The sequence below is a fragment of the Sabulibacter ruber genome (assembly GCF_017355955.1).
Lineage (GTDB): Bacteria > Bacteroidota > Bacteroidia > Cytophagales > Hymenobacteraceae > Nibribacter > Nibribacter ruber_A.
Window position 1 is genome coordinate 1,003,526 of the sequence record NZ_JAFFID010000001.1, and the last position, 14,267, is coordinate 1,017,792.

Below are 14,267 nucleotides of genomic sequence, written 5' to 3' on the forward strand. Positions count from 1 at the left end.
AGGCAAAGGAGGCAAAAAACGGCACCAGCTTGGTTTCCGTTTTTTGCCTCCTTTGAGGAAAATACTTCAATAACGCTTAAGGCATGTAAGAAACCTCAACTCTGAAACGCTTGTCAGAAGCGCCAATTTGCTGGCAGGCCTTTTTAGAGAGTTTCACCACCAGTTTGTCATTGTCACCGGTAGAAGGCAGTTTCCCGATCACGCGCACGTACACAATCTGGTCGTTCATGGGGTTTTTCACCGCCATGATAGTGCCCACCGGCGCTGATTTATGCAGCGCCAAAAACTTGTTGGCATCGGTACGGGTATCAATCTGCTCGGCCATGCCGCTCTCGTTCACCCGGGAGACGTACTCGGTGGTTTTGCCGGTCTCTTTCTCGTCCTCGGCATCGGCGGCTTTTGTGGTTGCCTCAGCTTTAACCGGGGTTTCGGTCTTCGCCGCTACCGCAGTTGATTTCTTAGTGGAAGACTCTTTGGCAGGGGTTTCAGTAGTAGAAGCTGGCGTAGCTGCCGTGGCCGGAGCCGACGATTGCTTTGGCGCGGAAACTACTTCTTCTGGCTCTGAGGAGGCAGGCGCTTTGGTAGAGGCTGTGGCCTGGGTCGGGGTTTTCGCCACTGGGCCTAATACCAGGTTCTGGCCAACCACTACGGTATTGGTAGAAAGCTTATTCCATTTCTTGAGGTCATCCACGCTTACCTTATTCTGCCGCGCAATGGAGAACAGCGTTTGGCCGGGCTGAACTTTATGCACCTTGTTTCCTTTGGCACTTCCTTCAGTGGGAAGGCTTGCTGTTGTAGCAGTGGAGGTTGAAGCAGGAGTTTCTGCCGGCGCAGCAGGTGTTGCCTTGGCTGTTGCAGTACGGGTGCTGCCCGCCGGAGTATTGATAGGAATCAATACTGTCTGACCTACTACCAGGGCTTTGTTGCCGGCTTTGTTGGCTTCTATGATCTTGTTTACCGCCACCCCATATTTGCGGGACAACGCGTAAAAGGTTTCTCCGGGAGTTACTTTGTGGGTAATATAGGTTTTCCCGTTCTGGGTTTTCACTCCGGTGGAATCGCGGGCAAACAAGGTATCCGCGGAGGCGGCGCCGTACGAAACCATGAGACATCCCAGAACAAACACAAACTTCTTTAACATGGACTCTACTTCATTTTTCAATTACACAGATCTGGGGGATCATGCTACTCCAAATCAGGCCGTTACAGAAACCTGACGTGGCAATCACTCTAATTACAAAGGAAAACTCCCCCACTTACACCTGCTTCACTTGAAAGGTACTTAAATTGTTCTGTTTCCTAGCAAGGGTGAAAGTTACCAAAAAATTCATAAATCTTCCGTTTTCCTTCTTAATAACCCTGCGCTGTTTATGGGATAAACGCCACAAACAGGTCAGAAACAGAACGAGCAGTCTGTTGGTTTTCTTTTGTGCTGGTCAGGAAAAGAAGCCAACTACAGGCTCGCTTCTTATTCTATTTGACTTTGCTTAGTCAAATAGGTACACCACTTTGTACTCCTCGTTCAGTTTCAGGGCCGCTTCAAACTTGTTGCCGGTTTTTGGAGAGGTAAACCCTTTGATCTTGCCGGTCTTGCCTTTCAGGATTAGCGCCTTAATATGGCTCTCAGATAAACTTTTGCCGTGCAGCTCAAACGGCACCACAAACTGGCAACCTTCCCGGAAACGGCTGCAGCCGTACGCGGTCTTGCCTTTCAGCATCTGGCCTTTGCTGCATTTAGGGCAGATCAGAACCACCGGCTTTTGCTCCTTGGCCTCGGCTCTTTCCAATTGCAGCTCATGCGTAGGCGATAAACAGAAACTGGCATCAAACTTTTCGCCGGTGCCTTCCTCCACAAAACCTTTCACTACCGCTGACTTTCCTTTCTTCAGTAGCGCCTGCACGTGCTTTTCTGTGAGCGGTTTGCCCTGGAACGTCATAGGCAGCCGGAACTGGCAACCTTCCCTGAAACGGGCACAACCATAGGCTGAGCTTCCCTTCAGAATGTGTCCTGTGCCGCAGGACGGGCAGTTTCCCAAACCGGCAGTTGATCCACTGGTGTTTTTAGGCTCTTTTTTGGCTTTCTCCCCTTTTTTGGCGGGCTCCTTTTCTTTGGCCGGAGTTGCCGCAGTTTCGGTGGGCTGCAGGGTTACAATGCTCGTATCCTGTTTCACTTCCTGCACCATTTCCCACACCAAACCTTTAAGCTCCTGCAGGAAGTTCTCAGATTCAAACTCGCCGCCCTCAATCTGCCGAAGCTTCTTCTCCCACTGCCCCGTCATCTCCGCCGATTTAAGCGTGGGATTTCTGATGACCTGGATCAGGTCGATGCCCATTTGGGTGGGCAATATTTTCTTTTTCTCCTTCCGGATGTAGTTGCGTTTGAACAGCGTCTCAATGATGGCCGCCCGGGTGGAAGGCCGCCCAATGCCGTTTTCCTTCAGCGCCTCTTTCAGCTCCTCGTCCTCCACCTGTTTTCCGGCTGTTTCCATGGAACGGAGCAAAGTGGCCTCGGTATAATCTTTGGGCGGACTGGTGGATTTACGCTCCAGCAAAGGCTCATGTGGTCCGCGCTCGCCGGCTTCAAAATGTGGTAACACCGCCAAATCATCTTCTTTCTCCTCGCCTTCCCCCGTTGGCTTGGCCGCGGGTTTAGGCGTGTTCTGAGGTTCCTCCGGGCCGTAGACCACGCGCCAGCCGGGTTCAATGATCTGCTTTCCTTTGGCCCTGAACGCGTGCTGCGCCGCCTCGCCGTTTACTACTGTGTTGCTCACAATACAGTCTGGGTAGAACGCAGCAATGAAGCGCTTGGCCACTATGTCAAACACCTTGGCTTCGGTGCCGTACAGCCCGCGGGCATCAGAGCCGGTAGGAATGATGGCGTGGTGATCGGTAACCTTATTATTATTGAAGACCTTCGCTGATTTCCGGATCTTCTTGCCCAACAGTTCTTGGGTGAGGTGCTGGTAATCATGCAGACCGCTCAGGATGTTGGGGATCTTGGGGTAAATATCATCGGGCAGGAACGTGGTATCCACGCGCGGATAGCTGACCACCTTTTTCTCATAGAGGCTCTGCACCGTTTTCAGGGTCTCATCGGCAGACATCCCGAATTTGTTGTTGCACTCCACCTGCAAAGAGGTAAGGTCAAACAGGCGTGGGGCACTCTCGGTTCCGCGTTTGGTTTCCACGTCCTTGATCTGGAACTCAGCGGGTTTGATCTGCTCCAGAATGGCCAGGGCTTTGGCCTCGTCTTTGAACCGGCCCGAGGTGCTGCTGAACGTCACCTCGCGGTACACCGTTTTCAATTCCCAGAACGGCTCCGGTTTAAAGTTCTGGATCTCCAGGTGGCGGTGCACAATCATGGCCAGCGTAGGCGTCTGCACGCGGCCCAAAGAAAGCAACTGCCGCCCTTGGGCGTATTTCAGCGTAAACAGACGGGTGGCGTTGATGCCCAGCAACCAGTCGCCAATGGCGCGGCTCTTGCCGGCCTGGTATAGCTGGTCAAACTCCTTGCCCTCGCGCAGTTGGGCAAACCCCTGCCGGATGGCCTCTTCGGTCAGAGAAGAAATCCAGAGGCGTTTGAAGGGTTTGCGGTACTTGGCCTGGTGCAAGACCCAGCGCTGGATCACTTCTCCCTCCTGCCCGGCATCGCCGCAGTTGATCACTTCCTCGGCGGTTTCCAGCAGCTTTTGAATGACTTTGAATTGCTGCTCTACCCCCTTGTTGCTGATGAGTTTGATGTCGAAACGGTCTGGCACCAAAGGCAGATCTGGTAAGTACCAGCGCTTCCAGTGGGGATTGTAATCGTCTGGCTCGCAGAGCTGGCAGAAGTGCCCGAAGGTCCAGGTGACCTGGTACCCGTTTCCCTCAAAATATCCATCTTTCTTGGTTTTGGCACCAATCACATGGGCAATCTCACGGGCTACACTGGGTTTTTCGGCGATGCAGAGTTTCAAGGCGATTTTCTGGAAAACAGGTCAAAAACGGACTCCAAAGATACGCATTCTTTGGCTTTTGCGCTAATCAGGGCCCATTTACCACATATATCACTTTACCTATGTTATAGAAATTTCACAGCACTCCAACGATTGCGTTTATGATTTATTTATCAATAAGTTACAATTATTACAAAGGCTAACATATGTTAGGTCTTTGTACGGATTTATGGATTTTATACCTAACAAACCCCAAACCGCCTCGTATAAATTAAACCGGCGCCATCAGTGGCACCGAAAAATCCATCATTCACCTTAAACAAAAATTAACTATGAAAAATCGTGAGCATACAGGGTACGATGCCTTTAATTCGTACCGTTCAGGAAACGAGAATACTGGTCGTAGTGAATGGGGCAGCATGGGCAATCGTACCACAGGGTATGGTAATCAAGATTATAAATCCTTTGGCGGAAGCCACAACGCAGGTAACACCGGCGACCGTGGCGAAAACAATTTCACCAGCCAGGGCGGATCTGTATACAGTGGCCACCTGGGCGATAGACAAGAAAGCCACTATAGCAGCCACGGCTCCAATTACGGAGGCAACCAGTACCGTTCCGGAAACCAAAGCGACCAGAACAGAAACAACATGAGTGGCCAGCAAGGCAACTCAAGCGGCTGGGGCGGACACTCCATGCAGGGCAACCAAGGTTCTATGCAAAACAGAGGCAATTCTGGCTATGGCATGAGCGGTAACTCTGGCTATGGAAATAGCGGCAGCTCCAACTATGGTTCTTCTATGAGCGGCTCGCGCAGCAATGACAGCATGAGCCAGGGGGGTTACGGTGCATACGCATCTGGTAACCAAAGCCGGGGCGGCTCAAACTACGGCAGCACCGGTTATGGCCAAAGCGGCTCTTCCAATACCGGCGGCTCCAGCCGTGACATAGGAACTTACGGCGGTGCCCGTACCGGTTACTCCGGATCTTCTTCCGGCCACATGTCTGGCGGAGCCATGGACAGAGGCAATGCCTACAGCAACTATGGCAATTCCAATGACTTCCGTGGTTCAGGATCTGGCTACGGCTCTAACTCCAGCAACAACTACGGTTCCAGCTATGGGAGCTCACGTGGCAATCAATCATCGGGATCTAACAACTACGGGGGATCTTTTGGCCACAGCGGGTCTTCTTATGGGGGGAATTCCGAGTCTTCTTACGGGCAGTCTTCCAGAGGCGGTTCTGGATATGGAATGAGCGGCGGTTCCAACTCCTGGGACAGCAACCGTAGCACCGGTGGCAACACCAACATGTACGGCACCAACAACCAAAGCCATGACAGAAACCGCAGCGGAAGCAGCTGGATGAACGACAACGACAATGACAATGATCACGCTCGTTTCAGCCACGGCAACGCCATGGAAAACCGGTACTCAGATGATTACAGCCACCCAAGAAATGACAACTGGGGCAGCAATAATTACGATGAAGACCGGTACCGCAGAAACCGCAGCAATGACAACGATGACAACAACGGAGGCGAAGGTTTCTTTGAAAGAATAGGCCACGGTATACGTGATGCCTGGAACAGCATTGCCGGTGATGACAATGACCGCGATGACTATGACAACAACCGCAGAGGTTCTGCCGGTGGCCCTCCTTACAACTACGGCTCCGGCTCTAACACAGCTGGTTGGTAATTGGTCCTTCCTGGAGTAAAACAGAAAGCCCCACCATTTGGTGGGGCTTTCTCATTACAACTAAACTAATTTATAGGAAGGATTAATGCATGCCTACAGTAGCCACAGACGGAATATCTTTCAGGGTTACCCGGATATCTTTCTCGTGGGCGACGGATTTGAAGTTCTGAATGGCTTCCAGCACATCATAGTCAATGAAGGTAGAGTGCGAGCCATCAATGATCACATCACTGTTCTCTGGCAGGTGGTCTAAGGTAAGGGCCACGCTGGCTTTGTTCAGGAAAGACACGTTCTCGCTCAGTTTGATATGGATCTTCTCCTGGCCATTGTGGCTCTCACGCTTGAAGAAGTAAGGCGACTTGTAATTGGCTTTCAGGATGTAGAAGATACCTACCACCAGACCAATTGAGATACCTTTCAGCAAGTCTGTGAACAGGATGGCCAGAATGGTGATGATGAACGGCAGGAACTGGTTCATACCAAGTTTCCACTGAGTTTTGTAAAGCACAGGTTTGGTAAGTTTGAAACCTACCATCAGCAACACGGCAGCCAGGGCGGCCAATGGCACCAAACGCAGAACATCCGTCAGGAACAGGATACTCATCAACAGGAACACCCCGTGGAAGAAGCTGGAGAGTTTAGATTCACCGCCGGCGTTTACGTTAGCAGAGCTACGCACAATTACCGCCGTGAGTGGAATACCACCAATAAGACCGCTTACCAGGTTACCAACACCCTGCGCTTTCAACTCACGGTTAGTTGGGGTACGGCGCTTGTGTGGGTCTAGCTTGTCTACCGCCTCAACGCTAAGCAAGCTTTCCAGGCTGGCAACAATGGCCAGGGTTAAACCAATCACCCATACCTGTGAATTGGTGATAGCAGACCAGTCTGGGAAACGCAATTCGTTCAGCAAAGAGGCCGGACCTGAGATTTCAGGCAATTGCACCAGGTGTGTATCGGCAATGGTAAGCGCTGGAAGAGAAGACTTGAACACCAGGTTCAGGGTAATAGAAACGATTACAGCGATCAAAGCTCCTGGAATGAGCTTGAAAATAGAAATACGCTGCATAAACGGACGCTCCCACAAAATGAGAATTGCCAGAGACACCAGCCCTACAATCAAAGAACCCACCTGCAAGCGGTTGCTGAAGGCGTAAGTGATCTCTGAGAAGGTGTTACGGCCATCGGTCTGGAAGAAGTCAAGGTCGCCCAGGAAATCATTGTCAGCCCCCAGGAAGTGAGGAATCTGCTTAAGGATGAGGATAAGACCAATTGCGGCCAGCATTCCTTTGATTACCGAGGATGGGAAGTACAGCCCAATGATACCGGCCTTCAGAAAGCCCAGAATAACCTGGAACACCCCGCACAACACCACGGCCAGCAAAAAGACCTCAAAGCTTCCTAATGTCTGGATACCGTTCAATACAATCACGGTAAGACCCGCAGCCGGACCGCTCACGCTTAGTTGGGAGCCGCTTACCCAGGAAACCACTAAACCGCCTGTTACCCCAGCAATCAACCCGGCAAACAAAGGTGCTCCGGAAGCCAGGGAAATACCAAGGCAAAGGGGCAGTGCCACCAGGAAAACTACCAGACCTGCAGACAAGTCCTTGCCGACAGTGTCAAATAATCCTCTTTCTTTCATACGATAGTGTCTTTTGCAATACTTTGCCAAAATGGCAACAGTACTTCTCTTGCTTAAAAGTTTATGATGCAAAAGTCCCTATCAGGTATTAAGACCGAATTAAAACCAAATTAAAATGTGATTAAAACACCTTAAAAACAGATAAAAATTTGCCGATGTCAGAATGGGCTTCCTCTAACGTAATATAATAAGAAAACCCTGTTTTAAGGCTCCTTTACAGGAATCAGCCTCAAAACAGGGTTGTACCCTTCTTCTTAAAAGAAATTAAAATGAAGTTAGCTTAGAGCTTATACGTGCCGTAAAGCTTAGGAAGCTTAATGGTTACCTCGGTTCCTTTGTTTAACTGGGAATCCACAGAAATGGAGCCGCGGTGCAGCTGGATGATCTTCTCGGCGAGTGGCAAGCCAATGCCGTGGCCGGAAATATCGCGTACGTTGTCTGCCCGGAAGAACGGCACAAACACCTTGCGTACGTCTTCGGGCGCCATGCCTATGCCCCGGTCAGAGATGCGTAGTACCAGCGTGAGAGGCTGCACTTCAATGGTGGTAGAGATGACAGGTGATACCCCGGAGAACTTGGCGGCGTTTTCCAGCACGTTCACCGTGGCAATGAGCAGCAGCGCCTCGTTGCCACGGATCAGAAGCTCATTCTCGTCATCGGGCATGTCCAGGAACTCCACGTCTACCTTCATGTGGGGCTGGCGCTTGCTGGCTTCGCCGCAGGCTTGCCACACCAGCTCGTCTAACCGCAGATCGGTCATCTGGATTTTAGAGGAATCTGTGCTGGCCTGTACCATCTGCAGCAACCCGTTGGAGAGCTGAGCCAGCAGTTTGGCATCCTCCAGAATGGATTGCAGCACCCGTTCATACTCTTCGGGCTGACGTTTGTTCATTAGCGCCACCTGCAGCTCCCCTATCATGGCGGTCAATGGGGTGCGTAACTCATGCGAGGCGTTGGAAACGAACGTCTTCTGAGCTTCAAAGGCAGTCTCCAGCCGGTCTAACAGGTTGTTGAAGGTTTTGGCTAAATGGGCCACCTCATCTTCGCCATCAGCCTGGGTGAGGCGCCGGTGCAGGTCAGAGGCATTCACGTTCTCTACCTCAGAAACTACCCGCAAGAACGGGCTTAAGGCCGCCCTGGAGAAGGCCATACCCGCAATGACCACCGTAAGCAGGGCAATGACAAAACCAGTGATGAGGAGCGTACGCAGGTGCTGTAACTTGTTGAGGTTGTACAAGTCAACGGAAGAAGCCAGCACAAAGAAAATCTGGTTGCGGTGCAGGTACCGGATGCCCACCATTTGCCGGTCTCCCTGCTCCATGCGCACCTCCCCTTCCTTCTCCAACTTTTCCAGGAATTTGGAAGAAACATTCAGGTTGCCTTCTCCTTCAGAGAAGACCACTTTGTGGTGCTGGTCATACACTTTTACCACTTCGCGCGGCAACATCTGGAAATACAACCGCTGATCCAGGGCGTGCTGCTGCTGGCTAACGGAATCGGCATCCAATACGTAATGCGCCGTGGCGAAGGCCCGGTTCAGGATACGCCCGTAAAAATCGTTTTTGCGGTAGAGCGAGCTGAAATAGTAAACCGAAATGGAGAAGAAGAGCAGAATGGCCGTGAAAATTCCGGTGAACTGCAGCGTAAGTCTGGTCTTGATTTTCATTTCTCTTCCATCTCCTTCAACACGTACCCCATGCCCACCAGTGTATGGATGAGCTTAGGCGAAAAGTCTTTGTCTATTTTTTTGCGCAGGAAATTGATGTACACGTCTATCACGTTGCTGCCGGTGTCAAAAGAGGTTTCCCAGACCTGCTCAATGATGTCTACCCTGGAAACCACCCGCTCTTTGTTGCGCAGCAGGTACTGCAGCAAGGCAAACTCCCGGGCGGTAAGTGAGATTGGCACCCCGTTGCGGTGCACTGTTTTCCTTTGCACGTCCAGTTCCAGGTCGGCAATCCTAAGCACCTCAGTGCCCATACTTTCCTGAGAGCGCCGGGTCAGCGCCCGGATGCGGGCCAGCAGCTCCTGAAACTCAAAGGGCTTAACCAGGTAATCATCGGCGCCGGAGTCCAGGCCTAGGATCTTGTCATCGGTACTGCCCAGGGCGGTGAGCATGAGAATAGGCACCAAAATGTTCTGCTGCCGGATCAATTTGCAAACCTCCACCCCGTTCATACGCGGCAGAATGACATCCAGAATCACCAGCGCGTACTCGTTTTCCATGGCCAGTTTGGCGCCGTAGAACCCGTCATACGCCTGCTCCACCTCATACATCTGCTCCTCCAGCCCTTTCTTGATAAAAGCGCTAACCTTAGGTTCATCCTCAATGAGCAGTATTTTCATGGTTCCTCGGTTCAAAATGCAGGTTTGCAAAAATAGAGAGAATTTGCCTCAGACGCAGAAGCTTCTCTTTGTTGGCGGATTGTATTCAAGTGATATGCTTTGCAATAACGTGATTTTAGGCTGATTTCCTGAAAACAGCAGCAAAACACCTTAGCAGTTTACTAAAAGGGATAACTCAAATCAAGCGCTCACCTTTCTGGGTTTGGAAGCCCTCCAGATAAATCCGTCCAGAATGTAGTGCGTTATCTGGGGCAGGGCCAGCAAAGGCACCAAAATAGAAAGGATCAAGTGATCATTCACCTGCGGCAGCAGTTGAAAAGAGGAAAATACCTGCGGATGTTCGCGCCACACCAGGGCATCCCACAAACCTTCTTCCAGGTAGGCCAATACCACCACCAAGCCAATAAAGAAGCCAACCCCTACCATGCCCATGGAGAGTTTCTCCAGCCAGGAAGGTGAAACCAGTTGTTCTACCCGGTTTTTGGGCTGTTTTCTGGAAATCCAGATTAAAGCAAGATACGGAATGCCGTGGGAAACTACGTTGAACGTGGTAAAGATCAAATCTCCGTTGTAGTGCACTATGCCGATGTACCAGGCCAGAAAAGTGCCGGTAATAACCAGATTCCGGGGAAGGTTAAACCTGTTGCATTTCCAGAACACCCACGCTTCTTTCAGCAGATACACCAGGAACAAGGCGACATTCAGGTAAGCCACCCAGGGCGCCGCGGTCGGAAAGGAAAGCGGGAGAAAATCATGGTCTACAAACCAGTTGAAGTTGCGGCTACCCTCCAGGTGCCAATACAGCAAAGGCAAAAGGGTAGCGGCGTATACACAGGAAGTATCAAACTGGTGCTCCCCTCTGGGCCTCTGCTCCTGCCGCGAGTACAACCGCATAAAGCCGTACTGCTGCCGCACAAAATGGTATACCGCTAGATACGCCAGTACCCGCCAGAAAATACCTTCTCCCAAAGAATACAGCAAAATGCCTACTGCCCAGGCCCCCAACGGTACCCAGAGCAAAAGCTGGCGTTTTTGGTTTAAGGTTTCTTTCTCAAAATAGGTCCTGAACAGCGTACTGTACACGTGGCCCACGTCAATGAGCAGAATCAACAGCACCCAGGCCGGCACGGGCAGGCTTTTCACGTGCTGCTGAAAGAAACCGGGGAACAGCATAATGGCCAGCAGGCAGAGAAACGGCGGCGACAGGATAAATAACCCGTCTACCCAGGGAGAACGAAGCCACGGCTGTTTTAGGTGGTTCATGGGTTATGCCGTTAAAATCTGTTGGGCTGCCTTGATGCCTTGGTAAAAGGCTTCCTCAAAGATGGAGATACCGCTCAGGTCTGAGTGGGCGAACACAATCTTGCCGTCCAGGGGCGCAGCGGCTTTTTGCCGGTCTTCGCCCCAGATAAAACCGGGCGTGGGTTTGATCATGCCGTGTCCCCACACCCAAACATCTACCTGCTCCACTTCCCGCCGGATGCCAGGATGCGCCTTCTCCAGTTCCTGCAACACTGTTTCAACCCAGTCTTCCCGCTTTTTGGTGAAAACCGCTTGCCTTGCAGCAGGTGAATCATCGGGAATGGGATAGTAAAAGGTAATGACCCGTTTTTCGGGGAAGCCCTGCACGCTTTGCTGTTGCGCGTTCACGTAGCCCAACGAACGGCTGCCGTAAATGACATTGTCCCAGCTTAGAGGCGTTCCTTTGCCGTTGGGCAATTGGTTTAAGGTGAGGTTGGCAACCACCCAGGGCGCATAAGAGAACTTCTTTTCGGTGGGTTTTCCGGCTGTTTTTGAGATTTTGGCTAATAAACGCTCCCGCACAAATTGCGGAGCCGCCAGTACGCATTTCTTTGCCACAATACGGGTGGCCTGGTTATTGGCAAGGTTGAGATAGTCCACCTGTACGTTTCCGGCCTGGAATTCCAGATTGTACACCAAAGCACCGGTTCTGATGTCGGGGCCGGCTTGTTCCCGCAGCCGCTCGGCGAGCCAGTGATTACCCTGAGGCCAGGTGAGCACCCGGTGAGCATCTGAATTGGCGGCCTGGGCTTTGCGGGCGGCAAAATAGTGGATGCCGGCCCAGGCCGAGGTCTGTTCCAGCGTTGCGCCGAAATCATCCAGGCAGTAATACTCCACGTACCAGCGCAGGTATTCAGAAGTAAGGTTCTGTTGGTGCAGCCACTCCTGCATGGTGATCTTGTCTAATTGCCGGAACCGCTCATCTTTAGAGGATCTGTCCAGCGGAATGTCAAACGCAAACCTACCATCCTGGCCTTTGGCTTGCTTCATTTCTTCCATCAAAGCCAGAAAACGGTCAATCTGCTGTAGATCCGGTTGAGGCACGCTCCAGTTGGGCACCAGACCTTCCTGCCAGTAGCCATTGATGAACAGCCTTTCCTCGGGGTCAAAGCACAGGTGGTACTCATTGTACAGCGGCAATCCGGCGGCATCATACCCCGTGATCACCCTGGCTTCTTCCAGGAACTGCAACAGCTCTATGTTGGAATTATTAGGCAAAGGCAGGTAATGCGCCCCCCAAGGATAAGCAGAAACGGCGTTCTCCCCGGACTGGCTATTGCCCCCGGTTCTATCTTCCAGCTCCAACAGGCAAACCTTAGCCTCGGAATGCTTTGCCAGCCAGCGGGCCGCCGATAAACCGGAAACCCCACCGCCAATGACCACCACGTCCACCTCCTCGGTTTGAGTAGGCACTATATTGATGCCCGTTCTCAGCAAATGGCCCGCTTTGAAGGAAGGTCCGAACAACCTTCCGGTAATTTGCTTTTTCTCCTCTACTCCGCAACCTGGCAATGAAACTCCCCCCAAGGCCAAGCCACCCAGGGCCAGGGCACTTTGCTTAAGGAACCTTCTCCTCTCCTCCTGCTCTGCCATTTAGTTCAGATAGCTGGCCCATTCGTCCTCAAAATAGCGGACAAGGGCCTGGTTGTTTAACTTGTTGATTTCGGTCTGGCGGGCGGGCATGTCTTTGGGGAACACCCGCATCTGTTCAAAGGTAGGCTTATCTAAGTAGCGTAACTGCGCCAGAAACTGGCCGTTTACCTGAAACTTCTCCTGCGGCGAGGCCAACACAAAACCCCAGTCGCCGAAGGAAGGCACGTGCGCGTGGTAGGGCAACGTAGTGAACCCGCAGCTGGCCAGGGTATTCACCACACACCAATAGGCGTTGGGCGCCACAAACGGCGAAGTAGCCTGAATTACGGCCGCCCCGCCCGGCGTAATAGCCTCGCGCAGCACTTTATAAAAGGTATTGGAATACAGCTTCCCGATAGCATAGTTGGCCGGATCTGGGAAATCGATCACAACAAAGTCAAACTGCTCCTGGTTGTTTTTCAGCCACTGAAAAGCATCGGTGTTGATGACCTGTACTTTCTTAGACAACAGTGCCTGCTGATTGAGATTCTTCAACACTTCATGGCTGGAGAACAGTTTGGTCACCGCCTGGTCCAGGTCTACCAGCACCACTTTTTCAACCGAAGGGTAACGCAGAATCTCCCGCACGGCCAGACCATCGCCGCCGCCCAGAACCAGCACCTTTTTGGGATTTCGTACCGAATTCAGCCCGGGATGCACCAAGGCCTCGTGGTAGCGGTACTCATCAGCGCTGCTGAACTGCAGGTTTCCGTTCAGAAACAGCCGGAACTCGCGGTCATTCTTAGTGAGCACGATCTTCTGGTAAGGCGATTGCACCGAGTAAATGATCTTGTCTGCGTAAGAAAGGCTCTCAGTGAAGGCCAGGATCCGGTCGCTGAGCACAAAGCCTGCCACCAGCGCCAGGATGGAGATGGCACAGGAAGCCCGCAGAAAATAGATCCACCTGATTTCCTTGCTGAAATAGAAACACAGCCACAAGGCCACCCCAGCGTTCAGCAACCCGAAGAAAAAGGAAGTGCGCAACAGGCCCAGATGCGGCACCAGCAGCAAAGGGAAAATCACCGAAGCCAACAAAGCCCCGATGTAGTCAAAGGTAAAGACTTTGGAAACCAGCTCTTTGAACTCAAACCGGTCTTCCAGGATGCGCATGATCAGGGGAATCTCCAGCCCCACCAGAATACCGGTGAGGGACACCAGCATGTACAAGACAATCTGGAAGGAGGCCACCCGGTCAAACAGCAGAAACAGCAACGTGGAACTGAAACCGCCTACCAACGCCACCAGCACCTCTACCTGGATAAACCAGGCAATCAGGTTCTTGTTGAAGTACCGGGAGAGATAACTCCCGATGCCCATGGAAAACAGGTAGACCCCGATAATGGTAGAGAACTGGGTGACGGAATCTCCCAGCAGATAACTGGCCAACGTACCCGCTACCAACTCATACACCAACCCGCATGTTGCCACTACAAAAACAGAAAAGAGCAGCAACACCTGTACGTTTACTCGCATGAAAATCTCTTTTTACCCGTGAACGGATGCCCCTATAATTATGGCAATGGCGATGATAAATGCCGCGAAAATGACAGCCAGAGCCATGTTCTGTTTCTCCAGAATCTCCTTCCAGAGGTTTTCAGGCGTGATTTTCTCCAGCAGCCAGAAAGTGAAAAACAGGATAGCAATGCCAATGAACGAGTACAGCAAAGAGGCCGTCACCAGCTTGTAATTGATGAGTGATTCCATAGT

10 protein-coding genes are annotated in these 14,267 nt (G+C 51.8%); 1 reads left to right on the forward strand and 9 read right to left on the reverse strand.

Translation table 11 applies throughout. From position 1 onward, the window contains the following. Window positions 1–76 precede the first annotated feature (76 nt). The gene (locus JT719_RS04275) at window positions 77–1,141 is read right to left on the reverse strand and encodes a LysM peptidoglycan-binding domain-containing protein (RefSeq protein WP_242693071.1); all 1,065 of its coding nucleotides are present in this window, start codon (window positions 1,139–1,141) and stop codon (window positions 77–79) included. Window positions 1,142–1,487: 346 nt separating this feature from the next. Further along, window positions 1,488–3,956: a type IA DNA topoisomerase gene (locus JT719_RS04280; protein WP_207431259.1), complete on the reverse strand. Its 2,469-nt coding sequence runs from the start codon at window positions 3,954–3,956 to the stop codon at window positions 1,488–1,490. A gap of 311 nt (window positions 3,957–4,267) precedes the next feature. Here JT719_RS04280 and JT719_RS04285 point away from each other — a divergent pair, with 311 nt between their 5' ends. After that, complete coding sequence (locus JT719_RS04285) at window positions 4,268–5,635, forward strand: hypothetical protein (RefSeq protein WP_207431260.1); 1,368 nt, start codon at window positions 4,268–4,270, stop codon at window positions 5,633–5,635. Window positions 5,636–5,717: 82 nt separating this feature from the next. On the opposite strand, the gene JT719_RS04290 is transcribed toward JT719_RS04285, so the two are convergent. From JT719_RS04290 to JT719_RS04320, 7 genes are all read right to left on the reverse strand, one after another. Beyond that, on the reverse strand, window positions 5,718–7,280 hold the full coding sequence (locus JT719_RS04290; RefSeq protein ID WP_207431261.1) for a SulP family inorganic anion transporter: 1,563 nt from the start codon (window positions 7,278–7,280) through the stop codon (window positions 5,718–5,720). A gap of 280 nt (window positions 7,281–7,560) precedes the next feature. Beyond that, entirely contained in the window at window positions 7,561–8,946 is a 1,386-nt protein-coding gene (locus tag JT719_RS04295) for an ATP-binding protein (RefSeq protein WP_207431262.1), read from the reverse strand. Beyond that, on the reverse strand, window positions 8,943–9,626 hold the full coding sequence (locus JT719_RS04300; protein ID WP_207431263.1) for a response regulator: 684 nt from the start codon (window positions 9,624–9,626) through the stop codon (window positions 8,943–8,945). Before JT719_RS04300 ends, JT719_RS04295 begins: the two co-directional genes overlap by 4 nt. Before the next feature lie 180 nt (window positions 9,627–9,806). Then, window positions 9,807–10,889 (reverse strand): hypothetical protein, encoded by a 1,083-nt coding sequence (locus JT719_RS04305; RefSeq protein WP_207431264.1) that lies wholly within the window; start codon window positions 10,887–10,889, stop codon window positions 9,807–9,809. Between the two features lie 3 nt (window positions 10,890–10,892). Then, window positions 10,893–12,521: an FAD-dependent oxidoreductase gene (locus JT719_RS04310; protein ID WP_207431265.1), complete on the reverse strand. Its 1,629-nt coding sequence runs from the start codon at window positions 12,519–12,521 to the stop codon at window positions 10,893–10,895. Then, entirely contained in the window at window positions 12,522–14,033 is a 1,512-nt protein-coding gene (locus JT719_RS04315) for a polyamine aminopropyltransferase (protein ID WP_207431266.1), read from the reverse strand. Between the two features lie 12 nt (window positions 14,034–14,045). Next, window positions 14,046–14,264 (reverse strand): DUF350 domain-containing protein, encoded by a 219-nt coding sequence (locus JT719_RS04320; protein WP_240337098.1) that lies wholly within the window; start codon window positions 14,262–14,264, stop codon window positions 14,046–14,048. Window positions 14,265–14,267: the final 3 nt, after the last annotated feature.